Consider the following 19,684-nt stretch of genomic DNA (forward strand, 5'->3'; position numbering starts at 1 on the left):
GGCGTCCTAGGCGGGCCGCCCGATCAACATCGCCGGTGCCCCCGCGACCCGAGTAAGGAACACCGTCGCCGAGTTGGGCCCCTGAGGCTTCACCTTCCGCCGCAGTTCCTCCGGCTCGACGGCCGACCCCCGCTTCTTCACGGTGAGGATGCCCACCTCCCGCTCCCGCAGCAGCGCCTTCAACTTCTTGACGCCGAAGGGGAGTTGGTCGGTGATCTCGTAGGCGGAGGCGTACGCGGTCGGCCGTAGCTCATCCGCAGTCACATACGCGATGGTCTCGTCGACGAGCCCGCCCCCGACCTCCTCCGCGACCTCGGCGACGAGATGCGCGCGGATGACGGCGCCGTCGGGTTCGTACAAGTACCGCCCCACGGAACGGACTTCGGGGTCGGGCAGTCCGCGCCCGTGCAGAACTCGCGGGCCGGGGAGGAGAGTTGCCCGCACCGCCCTCGGCCGCACTCCCGCCCCGAACCAGAGCACCGCCTCCTTCACGTCACCGCCGTCCGAGATCCACTCCGCCTCGGCCGTCGCCGGGATCGCCTCGTGCGGTACCCCGGGGGCGATCTTCAGCGCGGCGAGCGGGGCCGTCGTAGCGGCGTCGATGGCCCAGGACAACGGCGGGGAGTACGCCTCGGGGTCGAAGATGCGGCCGCGGCCGCCGCGTCGGGCGGGGTCGACGAACACGGCGTCGTAGGCGGACGTGTCGACGTCCGTCACGTCCGCTTCCCGTACCTCGATCAGGTCGGCCAGGCCGAGGGCCTCGGCGTTGGCGCGGGCGACGGCGACCGTCAGCGGGTCGTGGTCCACGGCCAGGACCCGTACCCCCGCCCGTGCCAGCGCGATCGCGTCGCCGCCGATGCCGCAGCAGAGGTCGGCGACGGAGGTCACGCCGAGGTCCAGGAGGCGGGTGGCGCGGTAGGTGGCGACGGTGGAGCGGGTGGACTGTTCGAAGCCGTTCGGGGTGAAGAACATCCGGTCGGCGTCCTCGGGTGTGAACTTCGCCGCCGCCGCGCGCTGCCGCAGCCGGGCCTGGCCGAGCGCCGCCGAGACGAGGTCGGCGGGGTGGTCGCGGCGCAGCCGGGTGGCGACGGCGAGTTCCTTGGCCGGGTCGGTGCCGCGGACCTCGTCGAGGAGGGCGCGGCCCTCGGGGGTGAGCAGGGCGGCGAAGGCGAGTACGGGGTCGTTCACCGGGACATTGTGGGCCAGTCGGTGGACGGTGTGCCTCCGGTGGCGGAGTCGCGGCGGTGTCGGCGCGGGATCGGGGCCGGGGGCTGAAAAGATCCGACCCCATGCGAGTAGTCGTACAAAATGACATCAATCGGGCGCGTGGGGACCGGGCGCACGCGAACCCGCGCCGGAGGGCGGGCGCCCGTGGCGCGCTCGCCGCTCTCGCGCTGGCCGCGCTCGTCTCCGGCTGCGGCCAGCCCGGCTCGGGCGCGGCCGTCCATCCGGCGCAGGGCGCGCAGCCGTTGCACGCGCCCCCGGCCCGCGCGCTGGACTCCTACGCGAGCAAGCTGCGCGCCGCGTACGCCGCGCGGGTCGCCGCGGCCAAGCGCTGGGGGCTGGCGAAGGTGCCGCTCACGGCGCCGCCGGCGCCCGCGCGCAAGCCGGAGATCACCGCGCGCAAGGGTTTCGAGGTGGACGACCAGGAGGAGTTGAACCTCCCGCCGGTCTTCACCACGATCCCGACCACGAAGAAGATCGTCTTCCTCACGATCGACGACGGGGAGAACAAGGACCCCGCGTTCCTGCGGATGATGAGCGACCTGAAGATCCCGTACACCGCCTTCCTCAGCAACTACCTGGTGAAGGACGACTACGGCTACTTCCGGAAGATGCAGGCGCAGGGGCACACGATCAACAACCACACCCTCACGCATCCGTATCTGCCGGGGCTGTCCTACGCCGAGCAGCGGCACGAGATCTGCGGGATGCAGGACATCATGAAGAAGCAGTTCGGCAAGGCCCCGACCGTGTTCCGGCCGCCGTACGGGAACTACAACCACGACACCCTCGTCGCCGCGAAGTCCTGTGGCATCAAGTACGCCCCGATCTGGGACGAGGAGGTGTTCGTCGACCACTGGGAGTACCGCGAGGACGACCGGTCCCTGCACCCCGGTGACATCGTCCTGACGCACTTCCGGGGCCGTGAGGACTGGAAGGGCACGATGGTCGACGACATGCGCCGCTTCCTGGGCAAGGTCACGGCGGAGGGCTACGCGGTGGCCCGCCTGGAGGACTACCTGTGAGGTTCGCGACCCTGCGGACGCCGGTGGCCGTCGCGTTGGCGGCCACCCTCCTCACCGGCTGCGCGCAGTCCGTCGACCCGATCGAACGGCTCGGCAAGAAGGCCGCCCAGCGCGTCCACCCGCACGGCCCGTCCCGCGAACAGCCGTACCGCCACTGGGGTTTGACGGCCCCGCTGGCCCCCGCCCCGAAACCGTCCCCCCACCCCGCCGCCCGCTCGGCGGGCCCGGGCCTCCCACCCGCCGTGGACCACGTCCGCACCCGGGACAAGGTCGTGTTCCTGACCTACGACCACGACGCGGGCGTGCGGCCGGACCCGAGGTTCGCGGACATGGTCCGTGAACTCCGGTTGCCCGTCACCGTTTTCGGCACGACGCCCGAGCGCCACCACTTCGCCGGCCTCCCGTACACCACCCAACGCACCGAGATCTGCGGCCGGCATCCCCGTCCCGACTCCCGGCTGCTCAGGCCCCCTCACGGCGCGTACGACACGACGACCCGCCGTGCCGCGGCCGACTGCGGAGTCTCCGCCCTGGTCCTGTGGCGGGCTGCCATGACCACCGGAACGCTCACCTACACGCGCGGCGACCACCATCTGGCCCCGGGCGACATCGTCCGCATCGCCCCGACCGACACGACGGCCCGACTGCTGCGCGGCATCCAGGAGCAGGGCCTGACGGTGGGCCGCCTGGAGGACTACCTGTAGCGCGCGCCGGGCGGGAGTGTCAGAGGCCCCGGATAGCCTGCCGCGCACGACGAACAGCGGTGAGCGGAAAGGGCCTTGCGATGGGTGGCAGCCAGTGGACCTCGACGGGGCCGTACCAGAAGGATCTTGAGTCGGCGTTCCGGCAGGCGCAGGAACAGAAACTGGCTGAGGACGACCACGGGTTCCCGGGGCGGGACATCCTCGATCTGTGCGAGGACGAGGGCTGGGCGGAGTACATCCTGACGGGCGGCACCTCCTCCGTGCTCGACTTCTGCGACCTCGTCGACGCCGCGTCCGGGGACGAGTTCGCCATGATGCGACCCCTGACCGAGGACGAGGTGCGCGACTGGGCGCCGGAGGGCAGACCCACCCGCGAGCAATGGGTCGCGGCCCTCCGCACCTGGGTTCTGCCCTTCCCGGGCCGTGGGAGCGGTCGCTGCACGATCCTCTATCGCGAGGGTGAGCCGGCCGAGATCGGCTACTGGGGATGCACGGTGGACTAGCGCGGGGAACTTTCCGGCGCCGGTCGGCACACCCAGCCCGTCCGGCGTTTGAGGACGAGGCCGTGCAGGCCGACAGCGGGGGTCTGGGGGCGCAGCCCCCAGGAACGGCGGCATCGAACACAGCCCCGCCGGACAGCTCAGGGCGACGGAGAAATTCCGCTCAAGCGCCGCGGGCATTGGCACTCCGCTTGACCGAGTGCTAATCGCAGTCATAGTCTCAGACCTGGCACTCCCCCCTGGAGAGTGCCAATAGCGACGGGCAGGTCCGGCACCCGCGACGACGGATCCACCTGGTCGCCACCTCAGACAGTTAACCCCGTGAGATCTCCGAAGGGGGAGGTCGGATCGTGACGACCACCAGCTCCAAGGTTGCCATCAAGCCGCTTGAGGACCGCATTGTGGTCCAGCCGCTCGACGCCGAGCAGACCACGGCCTCTGGCCTGGTCATCCCGGACACCGCCAAGGAGAAGCCCCAGGAGGGCGTCGTCCTGGCCGTTGGCCCGGGCCGCTTCGAGAACGGCGAGCGTCTTCCGCTCGACGTGAAGACCGGCGACATCGTGCTGTACAGCAAGTACGGCGGCACCGAAGTGAAGTACAGCGGCGAGGAGTACCTCGTCCTCTCGGCCCGCGACGTGCTCGCGATCATCGAGAAGTAATTCACCCAGTTTTGCAGTGAGCTACGCCCCTGGCCCCCGCGACCTTATGAAGCCGGGCGTCAGGGGCGTAGTTCGTTTCACCCACGTTTTCCGAGAGGGCTGAACCGCTCCCATGGCGAAGATCCTGAAGTTCGACGAGGACGCCCGTCGCGCCCTCGAGCGCGGCGTCAACAAGCTTGCCGACACGGTCAAGGTGACGATCGGCCCCAAGGGCCGCAACGTCGTCATCGACAAGAAGTTCGGCGCCCCCACCATCACCAACGACGGCGTCACCATCGCCCGCGAGGTCGAGCTGGAGGACCCGTACGAGAACCTCGGTGCCCAGCTGGTGAAGGAGGTGGCGACCAAGACCAACGACATCGCGGGTGACGGCACCACCACCGCCACCGTGCTCGCCCAGGCGCTCGTGCGCGAGGGCCTGCGCAACGTCGCCGCGGGTGCCTCCCCGGCCGCCCTGAAGAAGGGCATCGACGCCGCCGTCAAGGCCATCTCCGACGAGCTGCTCGCCACCGCGCGGCCGATCGACGACAAGGCCGACATCGCCGCCGTCGCCGGTCTGTCCGCGCAGGACAGCCAGGTCGGCGAGCTCATCGCCGAGGCGATGGACAAGGTCGGCAAGGACGGTGTCATCACCGTCGAGGAGTCCAACACCTTCGGTCTGGAGCTGGACTTCACCGAGGGCATGGCCTTCGACAAGGGCTACCTGTCGCCGTACTTCGTGACGGACCAGGAGCGCATGGAAGCGGTCCTCGAGGACCCGTACATCCTCATCCACCAGGGCAAGATCAGCTCCATCCAGGACCTGCTGCCGCTGCTGGAGAAGGTCATCCAGGCCAACGCCTCCAAGCCGCTGCTGATCATCGCCGAGGACGTCGAGGGCGAGGCCCTGTCGACCCTGGTCGTGAACAAGATCCGCGGCACGTTCAACGCGGTCGCGGTCAAGGCCCCCGGCTTCGGCGACCGCCGCAAGGCGATGCTCGGCGACCTCGCCACCCTCACCGGCGGTCAGGTCATCGCCGAGGAGGTCGGCCTCAAGCTCGACCAGGTCGGCCTGGACGTGCTGGGCTCCGCCCGCCGCGTGACGGTCACCAAGGACGACACGACCGTCGTCGACGGTGCCGGCGACTCCTCCGAGGTCGCGGGCCGCGTCAACCAGATCAAGGCCGAGATCGAGAACACGGACTCCGACTGGGACCGCGAGAAGCTCCAGGAGCGCCTCGCGAAGCTGGCCGGCGGCGTGTGCGTGATCAAGGTCGGCGCTGCCACCGAGGTGGAGCTCAAGGAGAAGAAGCACCGTCTGGAGGACGCCATCTCCGCGACCCGCGCCGCGGTCGAGGAGGGCATCGTCTCCGGTGGTGGCTCCGCTCTGGTGCACGCCGCCAAGGTCCTCGAGGGCAACCTCGACAAGACCGGCGACGAGGCCACCGGTGTCGCGGTCGTCCGCCGCGCGGTCGTCGAGCCGCTGCGCTGGATCGCCGAGAACGCGGGCCTCGAGGGCTACGTCATCACCGCCAAGGTCGCCGACCTCGAGAAGGGTCAGGGCTTCAACGCCGCGACCGGCGAGTACGGCGACCTGGTCAAGGCCGGCGTCATCGACCCGGTCAAGGTCACCCGCTCCGCCCTGGAGAACGCCGCCTCCATCGCCTCCCTGCTCCTCACGACCGAGACCCTGGTCGTCGAGAAGAAGGAAGAGGAGGAGCCGGCCGCCGGTGGTCACAGCCACGGCCACTCCCACTGACGCCAGTCGGTGAACCGGTAGTACGTCGAAGGCCCGGCGCCCCTCAGGGGGAGCCGGGCCTTCGCGTTCCGCCGAAGCCTTCGTCACCGTGGCCGCCGTCATCGAGGCGGCTGCCGTCACTGCGGCCCGTACTTCCGCCCGGTCTTCGAGGTGACCCCGCCCAGCACCGCCTGCGGAGTGATCTTCACCAGGCCCATCAGCGCCTTGTAGCGCGGATCCGGGATCGACAGCGTCTTGCCGCGCGCCAGATCCGCGAGCGCCGCCGCGACCAGCTTGTCCGCGTCCAGCCACATCCAGTTCGGGATGTTGTCCGTGCCCATCCCGGCCCGCTCGTGGAACTCGGTCCGTACGAAACCGGGCGCCAGCGCCATCAGCCGTACGCCCGTGCCGGCCAGGTCCTTGGCCGCGCCCTGCGTGAACTGCACGACCCACGCCTTCGAGGCGCCGTACGTCCCGCGCGGTACGAAGGCGGCGACCGACGCCACGTTCACGACCCCGCCGCGCCCGCGCTCCCGCATCGCCTCGGCCGCCGCGCTGGTCAGCCGCAGCACCGCCTCGCAGTGCACCTTGAGCATCTTCAGCTCGTCGGCCATGGACACGTCGAGGTAGCGGCCCTTGTTGCCGAAGCCCGCGTTGTTGACCAGCAGGTCGACGGGGTTCTTGCGGTCGGCGACGCGGGCGGCCACCGTGTCGATGCCCTTGTCCGTGGCCAGGTCGGCGGTCAGCACCTCCGCCTCGATGCCGTGCCGGTCGTGCAGTTCGGTCGCCTGCTCCCCGAGCCGCGCGGTGTTCCGCGCCACCAGCACGAGGTTGTGTCCGTCCGCCGCGAGCCGCCGCGCGAACGCGGCACCGATCCCCGCGGTCGATCCCGTAATCAATGCCGTTGTCATGGCGCAAGATTAGTGACCCGGAGCAAGCCGGTCCGATCTCTGCACAGGCCCTCCCGATCCGTGACGAACACGTGTCGAACAACGTGTCGAACGGATCCGTGACGGCAGGTCAGACCTGGTACTCCGCGACATATTTCCGCGCCTGCGCGAGCGACTCCGGATGCAGCGCCTCGCCCGCCGGAAGCAGCCGAGGCAGCAGCTCCCGCTCGGTCGTCACGGCCCGGAACTGCAGGGCCACCGTCACGTCGTGGTCGGGCCGGTGCACGATCTCGATCGGATCGCCCGCCCGGATCTCACCGGGTTCGATCACCCGCAGATAGGCCCCCGGAGCACCCTTCACGGTGAACCGTTTCACCCACCCGCGCTCGCCCAGATGGTCCTGGAACGTACGGCACGGGATCCGCCCGCAGGTGACCTCCAGGACCACCTCGGAACCGATCCGCCAGCGCTCGCCGATCCGCGCGCCGGACACGTCGAGACCCAGGGTCGTCAGGTTCTCCCCGAAGGAGCCGCTGGCCAGCGGGCGCCCCAACTCCCGCTCCCAGTCGTCGAGATCCTCGCGCGCGACCGCGTACACCGCCTGGTCGTCGCCCCCGTGGTGGCGCCGGTGACACACCGCGTCCCCGGCGAGCCCGCTCCCGGCGACGCCCTTCGGGCCGGGCGCGCTCACCCGCACCGGCGCGTCGGTCGGCCGCTTGTCGATGCCGGTCATGCCGTCGGGCTGGTCCGTGTACGGCACGGCCGTGGCCCGGCCCAGATTCACCGAGAGAAGCTTCATATCGGCACGGTAGACGACAGCACCCCAAAGGCGCGGCGCATTATTCGTCGCCGTAGCAAAGAAGCGCTTATGCTCGGCGCGTGATCGAGGCCCGACATCTCCGTGTGCTGCGCGCCGTCGCCGCCACCGGCTCCTTCTCGGCGGCCGGGCGGGAACTGGGCTGCACCCAGCCCGCCGTCAGCCAGCAGATGAAGGCCCTGGAGACCTCGGTCGGCACCCCGCTGCTGGTCCGCACCGGCCGCGAGATGCGCCTCACCCAGGCGGGCGAGGCCCTGGTCCGGCACGCGGCCGGCATCCTCTCGGGGCTCACCGCCGCCGAGGAGGAGGTCGCCGCGATCGCCGGCCTGCGCGCGGGCCGGGTGCGCCTGGTCTCCTTCCCCAGCGGCAGTTCGACGCTCGTCCCCACCGCACTGGCCGCCCTGCGCGCCGCGCACCCCGGCACCCGCGTCTCCCTGGAGGAGGCCGAGCCGCCGAACTCCGTCGACCTCCTCCGGGAGGGCGACTGCGACATCGCCCTCGCCTTCCGCTACGAGACGGCGGCGGGCGCCGAGGACTGGTCCGACCTGGTGGTACGGCCGCTGCTCAGCGACCGCCTGGTCGCCCTGGTCCCGGAAAAACACCGGCACGCGCGCGTGCGGTCGGTCGCCATCGGCGAACTCGCCGACGAACCCTGGATCGCCGGCTGCCCGCGCTGCCGGGGCCAGTTGGTCGAGGTGTGCGAGGCCGCCGGCTTCACCCCGCGCATCGACTTCGCGACCGACGACTATCCGGCGGTCGTCGGCCTGGTGAGCGCGGGCCTGGGCGTCGCCGTCCTGCCCCAGCTCGCCATCGAGTCCGTACGGCCCAGGGGCGCGCGGACGGTGACGCTGGAACCGGCGGTGCGGCGGGAGATCGTCGCGCTGACGCTGCCCGACCTGGCGCGGGTGCCGGCGGTGGCGGCGACGCTGGACCAGCTGGCGCGGGCGGCGCGCGACAAGCAGGCCCACGAAAAATAGGGGGGCACGCGTGCGCGTACCCCTGTCGGAGACGTGTCGTAGGACTTGTTGGAGAAACGTTCCTTCAGTTGTTCGAAGCCATGTCCCCGGCGGCTGAAGCCGACACCAGCCGGTTGCGGGCACGCCCCATGAGCTCTTCGCGCTCGTCCTCGGTCAGGCCGCCCCAGACGCCGTACGGCTCGCGCACCGCCAGCGCGTGCGCCGCGCACTGTGCGCGGACCGGGCACCTCATGCAGACCTCTTTGGCCGAGTTCTCACGAGCGCTTCGTGCCGCACCGCGCTCGCCCTCGGGATGAAAGAAGAGCGAGCTGTCGACCCCTCGGCAGGCAGCCAGGAGCTGCCAGTCCCACAGGTCCGCGTTCGGTCCGGGAAGGCGGGAGAAATCTGCCATTGCGTGACCCCTTGTAGCCGTTATGGGCGGATACGGTGTCCACGACCGTACAACTACGATCTAAGGAGATGAAAATATGACTCATTGCGAATCTAGCCTCAGACACCAGCAAAAGGGAAGAAATAGGGCTGAATGGGGCACTGGTTGTGATGAAAGCTTGTGGGTCGGCCGCGCACGTCTCCACCGTGTCCGCGCCCTCACGTAGAGTGCCGAAGATGGCACACGGCCCCGTAACTCTTTCGAGTGACCGTCGTTGAGAGTGCGAGGCGGTTGAAAACACAAGTGCTCGGGCAGGCGTCCGAGACGGTCGACCGCACAGGTGACGATTTCGTACCAGCCTGGAGGCTCAAGGTGACGCGCATCAGTTGCGGAGGGCGGCCATGACATCCGTCCTCGTCTGTGACGACTCCCCGCTTGCCCGAGAGGCGCTCCGCCGCGCGGTCGCGACCGTGCCCGGTGTCGAGCGCGTGACGACGGCGGCCAACGGCGAGGAAGTCCTCCGCCGCTGGGGTGCCGACCGTTCGGACCTCATCCTGATGGACGTCCGCATGCCCGGACTCGGCGGTGTCGAGACCGTGCGGCGGCTGCTGTCCGCCGACCCGGGCGCACGCATCATCATGCTCACCGTCGCCGAAGACCTGGACGGCGTGGCCCTCGCGGTCGCGGCCGGCGCCCGCGGCTATCTGCACAAGGACGCCTCGCGCGCCGAACTGCGGGCCACGGTCACCCAGGCCCTCGCCGACCCGACCTGGCGACTGGCCCCGCGCCGGCTGCGGTCCGCCGAGATGGGCGCCGCGCCGACGCTCACCGCGCGCGAGATCCAGGTCCTCGAAGGAATGAGCCACGGCCGCTCGAACGCGGAGATCGGTCGTGAGCTGTTCCTCTCCGAGGACACCGTCAAAACGCACGCACGGCGGCTCTTCAAGAAACTCGGCGCCTCGGACCGGGCACACGCCGTGGCGCTCGGTTTCCGGTGGGGCCTGGTCCGTTAGGACCAGGTCAGTGGGTTGCAGCGGGGGTACGACAATCCCCGCCTACCTCATGGTGGGCGGGGGCGGCAAAGGGGCCCACCGGGTGCCCGCTGCTCGTTTCGCCGCGGATGCCGCATCCTTGAGGTGTGGAGTTCCTCGGGGACGAGTCGGTCGAGCGGGAGGGGAGGGCGCAGGAGATGACTTCCGGCGCACCTGCTCATAACGCTTCGGTGCACAACAACGGACGCGGTGCCACGGACCCTTCGGCCACAAGGCACCATGGACCGATGCGTGACGACGAGGCGGCCAGTGCCCCAGGGGCGATTGGTGGACTCGTCCTTCGCGCGGTCGACGGAGACGAGCAGGCGACCCACGATCTGCTCGCCCACGTCCACCCCCTGGCGTTGCGCTACTGCCGCACCCGGCTGTCCCGACTCCCGGGCGACGCACGGCACTTCGTCGAGGACCTCGCCCAGGAGGTCTGCGTCGCCGTCCTCCTCGCACTGCCCCGCTACAAGGACACCGGCCGCCCCTTCGAGGCCTTCGTCTTCGCCATCGCCGCCCACAAGGTCGCCGACCTCCAGCGCGCCGCGATGCGCCACCCCGGTTCTACGGCCGTCCCCTCGGACGAGATGCCGGAGCGCCCGGACGATTCGCTGGGACCCGAGGAGCGCGCCCTCCTCAGCAGCGACGCCGAATGGGCCAAGAAACTCATGGCCAACCTCCCGGAGAACCAGCGCGAGCTGCTCCTGCTCCGCATCGCCGTCGGCCTCACCGCCGAGGAGACCGGGCAGATGTTGGGAATGTCACCCGGCGCGGTCCGGGTCGCCCAGCACCGGGCACTGAGCCGACTGCGGGCACTGGCCGAGCAGTAGAGCCTTCCGCAGCGGCGCCTTCGCCCGCGGCGCCTTCCGTGAACAGCCGGGCGGCGGCGTACGTACGAACATACGAAGCCCGGAGCGGGCCGTAGCCGTGGAATCGTGGAATTTGGTGACCGCGCTTCCCGTTAGCATGGACATCCGCACCGATCAAGGCCATTTGGGGAAGGTGTCATGACTGCCAACGTCGACGGAGTGCCCGCCAAATTCGCGACACTAGGGCTGACCTACGACGACGTGCTGCTGCTGCCGGGCGCGTCCGACGTGCTCCCGAACGCGGTCGACACCTCGTCCCGCATCTCGCGCAACGTCCGCGTCAACATCCCGCTGCTGTCCGCGGCGATGGACAAGGTGACCGAGTCCCGGATGGCGATCGCGATGGCCCGCCAGGGCGGTGTCGGCGTCCTGCACCGCAACCTGTCCGTCGAGGACCAGGTCAACCAGGTCGACCTCGTGAAGCGCTCCGAGTCCGGCATGGTCACCGACCCGATCACCGTGCACCCGGACGCCACGCTCGGCGAGGCCGACGCCCTGTGCGCCAAGTTCCGCATCAGCGGCGTCCCGGTGACCGACGGCAACGGCAAGCTGCTCGGCATCGTCACCAACCGCGACATGGCCTTCGAGACCGACCGCTCCCGTCAGGTGCGCGAGGTCATGACCCCGATGCCCCTGGTCACCGGCAAGGTCGGCATCTCCGGCGCCGACGCCATGCAGCTGCTGCGCCGCCACAAGATCGAGAAGCTGCCCCTCGTCGACGAGGCCGGCATCCTCAAGGGCCTCATCACGGTCAAGGACTTCGTCAAGGCCGAGCAGTACCCGAACGCCGCCAAGGACGCCGAGGGCCGCCTCATCGTCGGTGCCGCCGTCGGCGCCAGCCCCGAGGCCCTGGAGCGCGCCCAGGCGCTCGCCGAGGCCGGTGTGGACTTCCTGGTCGTCGACACCTCGCACGGCCACAACAGCAACGCCCTCAACTGGATGGCGAAGATCAAGTCGAGCGTCGGCGTCGACGTGATCGGCGGCAACGTGGCCACCCGCGACGGCGCCCAGGCCCTGGTCGACGCCGGTGTCGACGGCATCAAGGTCGGCGTGGGCCCCGGCTCGATCTGTACGACCCGTGTCGTCGCCGGCATCGGCGTCCCGCAGGTCACCGCGATCTACGAAGCGTCCCTCGCCGCCCGCGCGGCCGGCGTCCCGCTCATCGGTGACGGCGGCCTGCAGTACTCCGGCGACATCGGCAAGGCGCTCGCCGCCGGCGCCGACACGGTGATGCTCGGCAGCCTCCTCGCGGGCTGTGAGGAGTCCCCGGGCGAGCTGCAGTTCATCAACGGCAAGCAGTTCAAGTCGTACCGCGGCATGGGCTCGCTCGGCGCGATGCAGTCCCGCGGCCAGGGCCGGTCGTACTCCAAGGACCGCTACTTCCAGGCCGAGGTCGCCTCCGACGACAAGCTCGTCCCCGAGGGCATCGAGGGCCAGGTGCCCTACCGCGGCCCGCTGGCCAACGTGCTGCACCAGCTCGTCGGCGGGCTGCGCCAGACGATGGGTTACGTCGGCGCGGCCACCATCGAGGAGATGGAGACCAAGGGCCGCTTCGTCCGGATCACGTCCGCGGGCCTCAAGGAGAGCCACCCGCACGACATCCAGATGACGGTCGAGGCACCGAACTACAGCCGCAGCAAGTAGTCGGCAGGCTTCCTCAAGGGCGGCCCCGGGGACACCGGGGCCGCCCTTGTCGTGCCCGTCGGCGATACTGGAAGACGCTGAAACGCAGAGGAAAGGCCACAGACGTGACTGAGATCGAGATCGGGCGCGGCAAGCGCGGCCGCCGGGCGTACGCCTTCGACGACATCGCCGTCGTCCCCAGCCGCCGTACGCGGGACCCGAAGGAGGTCTCGATCGCCTGGCAGATCGACGCCTACCGCTTCGAGCTGCCCTTCCTGGCCGCCCCTATGGACTCGGTCGTCTCCCCGGCCACCGCGATCCGCATCGGCGAGCTCGGCGGCCTCGGCGTGCTGAACCTCGAAGGCCTCTGGACGCGGTACGAGGACCCGCAGCCGCTGCTCGACGAGATCACCGAGCTGGACGTGGACGCCGCGACCCGCCGCCTCCAGGAGATCTACGCGGCTCCCATCAAGGAGGAGCTGATCGGGCAGCGCATCAAGGAGGTGCGCGACTCGGGCGTGGTCACCGCCGCCGCGCTCTCCCCGCAGCGCACGGCCCAGTTCTCCAAGGCCGTCGTCGACGCGGGCGTGGACATCTTCGTCATCCGCGGTACGACGGTCTCGGCGGAGCACGTCTCGGGCTCGCACGAGCCGCTGAACCTGAAGCAGTTCATCTACGAGCTGGACGTCCCGGTCATCGTCGGCGGCTGCGCCACGTACACGGCGGCCCTGCACCTGATGCGCACCGGCGCGGCGGGCGTCCTCGTCGGCTTCGGCGGCGGCGCGGCGCACACCACGCGCAACGTGCTGGGCATCCAGGTCCCGATGGCCACGGCGGTCGCGGACGTGGCCGCCGCCCGCCGCGACTACATGGACGAGTCCGGCGGCCGGTACGTGCACGTCATCGCCGACGGCGGTGTCGGCTGGTCCGGCGACCTCCCCAAGGCGATCGCCTGCGGCGCGGACGCGGTAATGATGGGCTCCCCGCTCGCCCGCGCGACGGACGCGCCGGGCAAGGGCCACCACTGGGGCATGGAAGCGGTCAACGAGGAACTCCCGCGCGGCAAGAAGGTCGACCTCGGCACGGTCGGCACGATCGAGGAGATCCTCACCGGCCCGTCCCACATCCCCGACGGCTCGATGAACATCTTCGGGGCGCTGCGGCGCGCGATGGCGACGACCGGGTACAGCGAGCTGAAGGAGTTCCAGCGCGTCGAGGTCACGGTGGCCGACTCACAGCACAAGCGGTAGGCGGTAGGCGGTTCTACGACGCGGTAGCCGTACGACGCTTTCAGGGGCCCGGGCCTGGTGGTCCGGGCCCTTTTGCGTGCCCAAGTGGGGCTGGTGGGGCGCGTGTTGATGTTGGGGGGCGCACGGTTGCGTTCGGGGCGAAAGTTCGCTGGTGGGGCGTGTCGGGGCGGTAACGTCCGTGATCGGCGCCCCAGTTGTGTGGGGTGCTCCCTTCCACGGAAATCGTTCCGGACCCGGGCTCTCGGGGCCCGGCCCGAATTCCAGACGAACCGCCTACCGGGCCAATGGGCGGCCTCGTGGAAGGGGGCGCCCATGGGTCGCCACCGCAAGCCCACCCGCTGGGACCGGATCCGTCTTCGGATGGTGAAGCAACGGAGGAGGTGGATCTTGTGGATGTACGGCGGAAAGTGAGCGGCCACCCCCATACCAACTAGGGGTGGACACTCCGTTCACTTTTCAGGAGCTCACCGCAGGGCCAACTGCGGTGGGCTCCACCTTGTTGGTGGAAGGTGAGCGGCCACCCCCAACACAAGTAGGGGTGGACACTCCGTTCACTTTTCAAGAGCCAACCGCAGTAGCCCGCTACGGCCGATTCCACCTGCTTCTCACGGTACCGGCGCCGCGAGTCGCACGCCACCAGCCCCCGACGCACACCCCGCCTCAAGCGCCCCCCTGCACAACCCGCGCGCCGGGGTCAGAGCGCCGCCTTCTTGGTGCCGGAGAACGCGGCGAACGCGGCGATGGCGAAGAAGACGAAGGTGAGCGGGTCGGAGTCGGCCTTCCAGGCGTCCTGGACCACGCCGAAGTGGTCGAAGAACACCTTGCTGAAGTTCACGTCGTACTCGTCCGCGATGAGCATCGCCTCGCCGACCAGCTGGCCGACGTAGACCGCGCCCAGGGCCAGCGCGGCGCTGACCACGGGGAGTACGGGGTTGCGACCGCCCAGCTTGCCCGCCGCGAGGCCGATGACGAAGCCGACGCCGATCGCCGCCCAGCCGATCTCGTGCTTGGTGGTGCCGATGACGAAGCCGTAGATCCCGGTGGCGATCAGCGCGGCGGCGACAGCGGTCACCAGGCCGAGCGCGATGTTGCTCTTCGGGGGAGCGGGCGGGGCGTACGGCGCGTTCGGGGCCGGGGGCGGCGGTACGGCGCCGGGCTGCTGGGCGTACGGGTTGCCGTCGACCGGCTGCGGCTGCGCGGGCGCCTGCGGCTGGGCTTGCGCCTCGGGCTGCGGCTGTGGCTGCTGTGGTGGCGTGGCTGACTGGCTCATGACAGAGATCCCCCCCACGGGATGCGAAGACAGGAAAAGCGAAGTGGAGTCGCGTGCAACGCGGATATGCGACAACTGTGCGACGAGTGTGGGGAGATTAGCAGGTCGACGTAACCCTGTGACCAGTCGTTTTCGTGCTCGGAGGCGGTGTGTCTTCGTGCTCAGAGCCGGTGTGCCGCGCCCGTCGGTGTGGCCCCGCGCGTGTCCAGGAGCAACTGGGCCTTCACGGACAGGCCTTGGAGGTCGTACGTCCGGTGCTGTTGGAGCAGGATCGTCAGGTCGGCGTCGGCCGCCGCCTCGTAGAGGGAGTCCGCGCGGGGGACCGGGCGGTCGAGGACGCTCCAGGACGGGATGTGGGGGTCGTGGTAGCTGACGGAGGCGCCGAGTTCCATGAGGCGGATCGCGATCTCCTGGGCGGGGGTGCCCTGTTGGTCGGCGAGGTCGGCCTTGTAGGTGACGCCGAGGAGCAACACCCGTGCCCCGCGCGCGGACTTGCCGTGTTCGTTGAGGAGCGTGGCGGCGCGCTGGATGACGTAGCGGGGCATCTGGTTGTTGACCTGCTGGGCGAGTTCGACCATGCGCAGGGGGCGGGGGCCGTGGCCGGTGAGGTCCTGGGGGACGGCGTGGCCGCCGACGCCGGGGCCGGGGCGGAAGGCCTGGTAGCCGAACGGCTTGGTCTCCGCGCAGCGGATGACGTCCCAGAGGTCGACGCCCAAGTCGTGGCACAGGACGGCCATTTCGTTGACGAGGGCGATGTTGACGTGCCGGAAATTGGTCTCCAGTAGCTGCACGGTCTCCGCTTCGCGCAGGCCACGCGCGCGTACCACCTTGTCGGTGAGACGGCCGTAGAAGGCGGCGGCCGACTCGGTGCAGGCCGGGGTGAGGCCGCCGATCACCTTGGGGGTGTTGGCCGGGGTGAAGTCGCGGTTGCCGGGATCGATGCGGCTGGGGGAGTACGCGAGGTGGAAGTCGCGGCCCGCGCGGAGGCCCGATCCCTCTTCGAGGAGGGGGCGCAGGAAGTTCTCGGTGGTGCCGGGGTGCACCGGTGACTCCAGGATCACCGTGGTGTGCGGGCGCAGGTGCGCGGCGAGGGCGCGGGCGGCCGTCTCCACCTGGCTGAGGTCGAGGCCACCGTCGGCGTCCCGGGGGGTCGGCGCGCAGATCACGGCGGTGCGTACGCGGCCGAGCTCGGCGGGGTTGGTGGCCGGCCGGAAGCCCCCCGAGAGCATCCGGCGCAGTTCGGCGGGGCTGAGGGAACCGGCCTCAGGGCCGGTCTTGAAGCCGGCCGTGGCGATACCGGCGGCGACAGCGGCCTGGGCCAGGGGCAGGCCGAGAGGACCGAGTCCGATGACGGCGAGATCTGCGGGCATGGCGTGGGCCGTCCTTCCCAATAACCGAAAGCGGGACAGATAACCGAAGCGGGACAGGTGCGCAAGCCCTGTGGACAGAACGAGCGAGCGCAATGTCAGACTAGGAGTAAATATGACCGTTATGCGGGATTGGACGGCTGTGTTTTTCGGCAGTCCTGTGATTGTTGTCCACAGGCTGGGGGCGAGTGGTGGCTGAAGTCGGGCAACCCGGTCAGAATTTGGGCAGGAGGGATACGAACCGGGCTTCGCCGAACGGGTGCGGCCGGCGCTACCGATAGCGGGAGGCAGCGGTGAGGACAGCGACACTGGGTCCGGCGCAGCGAGCCGAGGCACTGGCGGGAATGGCCGAGCGGGAACTGGACGTGCTCGTCGTGGGCGCGGGTGTGGTCGGCGCGGGCACCGCCCTGGACGCCGTGACACGCGGCCTGTCCACGGGACTGGTCGAGGCGCGCGACTGGGCGTCCGGCACCTCGAGCAGGTCGAGCAAGCTCATCCATGGAGGTCTGCGCTATCTGGAGATGCTCGACTTCGCCCTCGTCCGCGAGGCCCTCAAGGAACGCGGACTGCTCCTGGAGCGCCTCGCCCCGCACCTGGTGAAGCCGGTGCCGTTCCTCTACCCGCTCCAGCACAAGGGCTGGGAGCGCCTCTACGCCGGCTCGGGCGTCGCGCTCTACGACGCGATGTCCATGGCCCGCGCGCACGGCCGGGGCCTGCCCACCCACCGCCACTTGAGCCGCCGTCACGCCCTGCGCGTGGCCCCCGCCTTGAAGAAGGACGCCCTGGTCGGCGCCCTGCAGTACTACGACGCGCAGATGGACGACGCCCGCTATGTGGCCACCCTGGTGCGCACGGCCTCGTCCTACGGCGCGAAAGTCGCCAACCGCGCGCGGGTGACCGGGTTCCTGCGTGAGGGCGAGCGCGTGGTGGGCGCCCGGGTGCAGGACGTCGAGGCGGGCGGCGAGTACGAGATCCGCGCCAAGCAGATCGTGAACGCGACGGGTGTGTGGACCGACGACACCCAGGCGATGGTCGGCGAGCGCGGCCAGTTCCACGTGCGGGCCTCCAAGGGCATCCACCTGGTCGTTCCCAAGGACCGCATCAACTCCTCCAGCGGGCTGATCCTGCGCACCGAGAAGTCCGTGCTGTTCGTCATCCCCTGGGGCCGGCACTGGATCATCGGGACCACCGACACCGACTGGGACCTCGACAAGGCCCACCCGGCCGCGTCCAGCGCCGACATCGACTACCTCCTTGAGCACGTGAACTCGGTGCTCGCGGTGCCGCTGACCAGAGACGACGTCCAGGGCGTGTACGCGGGACTGCGGCCCCTGCTGGCCGGCGAGTCCGACGCCACCAGCAAGCTGTCGCGCGAGCACACCGTCGCGCATCCGGTGCCGGGGCTCGTCGTCGTGGCGGGCGGCAAGTACACGACGTACCGGGTGATGGCCAAGGACGCCGTGGACGAGGCGGTGCACGGGCTCGACATGCGGGTCGCCGAGTGCGTCACCGAGGACGTGCCGCTGCTCGGCGCGGAGGGGTACCGGGCGCTGTGGAACGCGCGGGCGCGGATCGCCTCGAAGACCGGCATCCACGTGGTGCGCGTGGAGCACCTGCTGAACCGTTTCGGTTCGATGGCGGAGGAGATCCTCGACCTCATCGCCAAGGACCCCGCGCTCGGCGAACCCCTCCAGTTCGCCGACGACTATCTGCGCGCCGAGGTCGTCTACGCCGCCTCGCACGAGGGCGCACGGCACCTCGACGACGTCCTCACCCGCCGCACCCGCATCTCCATCGAGACCTTCGACCGGGGCACCCGCAGCGCCCGTGAGGCCGCCGAGCTGATGGCACCGGTGCTCGGCTGGGACAAGGACCAGATCGAGCGCGAGGTCGAGCACTACGAGAAGCGGGTGGAGGCCGAGCGGGAGTCGCAGCGCCAGCCGGACGACCTGACGGCGGACGCGGCGCGGTTGGGGGCGCCGGACATCGCGCCGCTGTAGTCCCGTCGCGGGGTGCAGCGCCGCTATGGCGACGCCGGGTGCGGTCGGTCCCGCCTGGGGTCGGCTTCGCCCGCAGCCCGCAGCCCGCAGCCCGCAGCCCGCAGCCCGCTGCACTTCGCGCCCGCTTCACTCGAACGAGTGTCGTGAGTTGGGATCTTTGTCCGGAGCCCGGCCGTTCTACGAGGTGCGGGGGCAGAACTCGGCGGCGAGCAGGGCCGGTTCGAGGCCGGGGTCTGCGATCTCGCCCGTGTTCACCCGGAAGGTGAGGACATGACGGCCGTCGACGGTGGCTGCGGTGCGCACGTAGCTGCCCGAGATCCGGCCGTTGTGCCCCCACACCGTGGTGCCGCACGGAAGTCTCACCGGAAACAGGCCCATGCCGTACGAGCCGTGTGCGGTACGGGTGTTGAGCATCTCGCGCAGCCAGCGCGGAGGCAGTAGTTCACCGCCGAGCAGGGCCGAGTAGAAGCGGTCCAGATCGGCGAGCGTGGTCACCAGCTCGCCCGCGGCCCCGGCCACCCGCGGGTCGAGATCGGTGACGTCGGAGCCGTCGGCGGCGTAGGCGCGGCCGTGCGGTGAGGGAAGAGTGGTGCGGGAGCCCGGGAAGGAGGTGCCCGTCAGACGCAGCGGAGCGATGATGCGGCGCTCGGCCTCGGTGGCGTACGAGTCGCCGGTGACCTGTCGGATCACCAGGCCGAGCAGCACGTAGTTGGTGTTCGAGTAGGAGAAGCGGCCTCGACCGGCCGGAGGGTGGGTGACTGCTATACGGACGGCCTGAGTTGGGGTGACGGGGACCGTGCCCCCGGTGACCGCGGTGAAGTCGTACAGGCCGCTGGTGTGGGTGAGCAGGGAACGGAGGGTCAGCGCGCGCCCGTCGTTGCCCGCTCCGTGTACCAGACCGGGCAGGTGCTGCTCCACCGTGTCGGACAGGGACAGCCGGTGTTCGGCGGCGAGTTGGAGGATCACGGTCGCGATGAAGGTCTTCGTGATGCTGCCGGCGCGGAAGTGGTCGGCGCGGCCGATGCCTGTTCCGGCCTGTGTGTACTCCGTAGTGCCGAGTGCGTAGTCCGACCCGGCCCGGGTGTCGTCCGTCCCGGCCCGCGGGTGGTCCGTCCCGGTCGGTGCGGTGCCAACGCCCGTGCTGGCGTGGGCCAGTAGGGCCGCGGCGGGGGCTCTGCCCTGGGTGACCAGCAGTCTGACCAGGGCGTTCGTGTCCGGTGCCGGGCCGGCCTGGGAGGCGGCCGTGGACAGGCAGAGGAAGGCCAGGGACACCGGAAGGGCGAGCAGTGTCCGAGGTGTGGGCATCGTGATCCTCCGTTCTCACCGGTCATCCTCCATGGCTTGGCTGTGTGACCTGCGGCGGATATGCGAGGGGATGTGCCGTC

General features: G+C 70.2%; 18 protein-coding genes. 11 read left to right on the forward strand and 7 right to left on the reverse strand.

Annotated features, from left to right (window positions below; all coding sequences use genetic code 11):
* Positions 1-6: 6 nt before the first annotated feature.
* Positions 7-1,188: a THUMP-like domain-containing protein gene (locus OO69_RS09635; RefSeq protein ID WP_033280057.1), complete on the reverse strand. Its 1,182-nt coding sequence runs from the start codon at positions 1,186-1,188 to the stop codon at positions 7-9.
* A gap of 101 nt (positions 1,189-1,289) precedes the next feature.
* Here OO69_RS09635 and OO69_RS09640 point away from each other — a divergent pair, with 101 nt between their 5' ends.
* The 5 genes from OO69_RS09640 (at position 1,290) to groL (ending at position 5,850) form a co-directional block, all read left to right on the forward strand.
* Positions 1,290-2,249, forward strand: coding sequence for a polysaccharide deacetylase family protein (locus tag OO69_RS09640; protein ID WP_033280058.1), 960 nt, complete (start codon positions 1,290-1,292; stop codon positions 2,247-2,249).
* The gene (locus OO69_RS09645) at positions 2,246-2,953 is read left to right on the forward strand and encodes a hypothetical protein (RefSeq protein ID WP_234444389.1); all 708 of its coding nucleotides are present in this window, start codon (positions 2,246-2,248) and stop codon (positions 2,951-2,953) included. The genes OO69_RS09640 and OO69_RS09645 overlap by 4 nt, the downstream gene beginning before the upstream one ends.
* A gap of 80 nt (positions 2,954-3,033) precedes the next feature.
* The gene (locus tag OO69_RS09650; protein WP_033280059.1) at positions 3,034-3,456 is read left to right on the forward strand and encodes a hypothetical protein; all 423 of its coding nucleotides are present in this window, start codon (positions 3,034-3,036) and stop codon (positions 3,454-3,456) included.
* Between the two features lie 347 nt (positions 3,457-3,803).
* Positions 3,804-4,112 carry a co-chaperone GroES gene (gene groES, locus OO69_RS09655; protein WP_019066754.1) on the forward strand — a complete coding sequence of 103 codons (309 nt, stop codon included), beginning with the start codon at positions 3,804-3,806 and terminating at the stop codon, positions 4,110-4,112.
* Between the two features lie 112 nt (positions 4,113-4,224).
* Positions 4,225-5,850: a chaperonin GroEL gene (gene groL, locus OO69_RS09660; RefSeq protein WP_033280060.1), complete on the forward strand. Its 1,626-nt coding sequence runs from the start codon at positions 4,225-4,227 to the stop codon at positions 5,848-5,850.
* A gap of 116 nt (positions 5,851-5,966) precedes the next feature.
* Here groL and OO69_RS09665 read toward each other — a convergent pair whose 3' ends face one another.
* Both OO69_RS09665 and OO69_RS09670 read right to left on the reverse strand, forming a co-directional pair.
* Positions 5,967-6,740, reverse strand: a complete 774-nt coding sequence (locus tag OO69_RS09665) for an SDR family NAD(P)-dependent oxidoreductase (protein ID WP_033280061.1) — start codon at positions 6,738-6,740, stop codon at positions 5,967-5,969.
* A gap of 109 nt (positions 6,741-6,849) precedes the next feature.
* Complete coding sequence (locus tag OO69_RS09670) at positions 6,850-7,518, reverse strand: MOSC domain-containing protein (protein ID WP_033280062.1); 669 nt, start codon at positions 7,516-7,518, stop codon at positions 6,850-6,852.
* Positions 7,519-7,598: 80 nt separating this feature from the next.
* Here OO69_RS09670 and OO69_RS09675 point away from each other — a divergent pair, with 80 nt between their 5' ends.
* On the forward strand, positions 7,599-8,513 hold the full coding sequence (locus tag OO69_RS09675; RefSeq protein WP_033280063.1) for a LysR family transcriptional regulator: 915 nt from the start codon (positions 7,599-7,601) through the stop codon (positions 8,511-8,513).
* Positions 8,514-8,577: 64 nt separating this feature from the next.
* Here OO69_RS09675 and OO69_RS09680 read toward each other — a convergent pair whose 3' ends face one another.
* On the reverse strand, positions 8,578-8,904 hold the full coding sequence (locus OO69_RS09680) for a WhiB family transcriptional regulator (RefSeq protein WP_019055584.1): 327 nt from the start codon (positions 8,902-8,904) through the stop codon (positions 8,578-8,580).
* Between the two features lie 380 nt (positions 8,905-9,284).
* Between OO69_RS09680 and OO69_RS09685 the strand changes: the two genes are divergently transcribed.
* From OO69_RS09685 to OO69_RS09700, 4 genes are all read left to right on the forward strand, one after another.
* Positions 9,285-9,896: a response regulator transcription factor gene (locus tag OO69_RS09685; protein WP_003948568.1), complete on the forward strand. Its 612-nt coding sequence runs from the start codon at positions 9,285-9,287 to the stop codon at positions 9,894-9,896.
* Positions 9,897-10,162: 266 nt separating this feature from the next.
* Positions 10,163-10,750, forward strand: a complete 588-nt coding sequence (locus OO69_RS09690) for a sigma-70 family RNA polymerase sigma factor (protein ID WP_033280064.1) — start codon at positions 10,163-10,165, stop codon at positions 10,748-10,750.
* Positions 10,751-10,927: 177 nt separating this feature from the next.
* On the forward strand, positions 10,928-12,433 hold the full coding sequence (guaB, locus tag OO69_RS09695) for an IMP dehydrogenase (protein ID WP_033280065.1): 1,506 nt from the start codon (positions 10,928-10,930) through the stop codon (positions 12,431-12,433).
* Positions 12,434-12,537: 104 nt separating this feature from the next.
* The gene (locus tag OO69_RS09700) at positions 12,538-13,662 is read left to right on the forward strand and encodes a GuaB3 family IMP dehydrogenase-related protein (RefSeq protein WP_033280066.1); all 1,125 of its coding nucleotides are present in this window, start codon (positions 12,538-12,540) and stop codon (positions 13,660-13,662) included.
* Positions 13,663-14,356: 694 nt separating this feature from the next.
* On the opposite strand, the gene OO69_RS09705 is transcribed toward OO69_RS09700, so the two are convergent.
* Together OO69_RS09705 and OO69_RS09710 are read right to left on the reverse strand one after the other, a co-directional pair.
* A complete protein-coding gene (locus tag OO69_RS09705) occupies positions 14,357-14,932 on the reverse strand; it encodes a hypothetical protein (RefSeq protein ID WP_033280067.1) in 576 nt (191 codons plus the stop codon).
* A gap of 161 nt (positions 14,933-15,093) precedes the next feature.
* Positions 15,094-16,302: a nucleotide sugar dehydrogenase gene (locus tag OO69_RS09710; protein WP_033280068.1), complete on the reverse strand. Its 1,209-nt coding sequence runs from the start codon at positions 16,300-16,302 to the stop codon at positions 15,094-15,096.
* Between the two features lie 290 nt (positions 16,303-16,592).
* Here OO69_RS09710 and OO69_RS09715 point away from each other — a divergent pair, with 290 nt between their 5' ends.
* Positions 16,593-18,299, forward strand: coding sequence for a glycerol-3-phosphate dehydrogenase/oxidase (locus OO69_RS09715; RefSeq protein WP_033280069.1), 1,707 nt, complete (start codon positions 16,593-16,595; stop codon positions 18,297-18,299).
* A gap of 177 nt (positions 18,300-18,476) precedes the next feature.
* Here the strand turns inward: OO69_RS09715 and OO69_RS09720 are convergent, their stop codons facing one another.
* Positions 18,477-19,604 carry a serine hydrolase domain-containing protein gene (locus OO69_RS09720; protein WP_033280070.1) on the reverse strand — a complete coding sequence of 376 codons (1,128 nt, stop codon included), beginning with the start codon at positions 19,602-19,604 and terminating at the stop codon, positions 18,477-18,479.
* Between the last annotated feature and the right edge of the window lie 80 nt (positions 19,605-19,684).

This window comes from Streptomyces sp. NRRL F-525 (genome assembly GCF_000716605.1).
Lineage (GTDB): Bacteria > Actinomycetota > Actinomycetes > Streptomycetales > Streptomycetaceae > Streptomyces.

Coding starts and splice junctions, on each gene's coding strand:
- OO69_RS09640 (WP_033280058.1), top strand. CDS start 1,290: ATGCGAGTAGTCGTACAAAATGACATCAATCGGGCGCGTGGGGACCGG.
- OO69_RS09650 (WP_033280059.1), top strand. CDS start 3,034: ATGGGTGGCAGCCAGTGGACCTCGACGGGGCCGTACCAGAAGGATCTT.
- groL (WP_033280060.1), top strand. CDS start 4,225: ATGGCGAAGATCCTGAAGTTCGACGAGGACGCCCGTCGCGCCCTCGAG.
- OO69_RS09665 (WP_033280061.1), bottom strand. CDS start 6,740: ATGACAACGGCATTGATTACGGGATCGACCGCGGGGATCGGTGCCGCG.
- OO69_RS09670 (WP_033280062.1), bottom strand. CDS start 7,518: ATGAAGCTTCTCTCGGTGAATCTGGGCCGGGCCACGGCCGTGCCGTAC.
- OO69_RS09680 (WP_019055584.1), bottom strand. CDS start 8,904: ATGGCAGATTTCTCCCGCCTTCCCGGACCGAACGCGGACCTGTGGGAC.
- OO69_RS09685 (WP_003948568.1), top strand. CDS start 9,285: ATGACATCCGTCCTCGTCTGTGACGACTCCCCGCTTGCCCGAGAGGCG.
- OO69_RS09690 (WP_033280064.1), top strand. CDS start 10,163: ATGCGTGACGACGAGGCGGCCAGTGCCCCAGGGGCGATTGGTGGACTC.
- guaB (WP_033280065.1), top strand. CDS start 10,928: ATGACTGCCAACGTCGACGGAGTGCCCGCCAAATTCGCGACACTAGGG.
- OO69_RS09705 (WP_033280067.1), bottom strand. CDS start 14,932: ATGAGCCAGTCAGCCACGCCACCACAGCAGCCACAGCCGCAGCCCGAG.
- OO69_RS09710 (WP_033280068.1), bottom strand. CDS start 16,302: ATGCCCGCAGATCTCGCCGTCATCGGACTCGGTCCTCTCGGCCTGCCC.
- OO69_RS09720 (WP_033280070.1), bottom strand. CDS start 19,604: ATGCCCACACCTCGGACACTGCTCGCCCTTCCGGTGTCCCTGGCCTTC.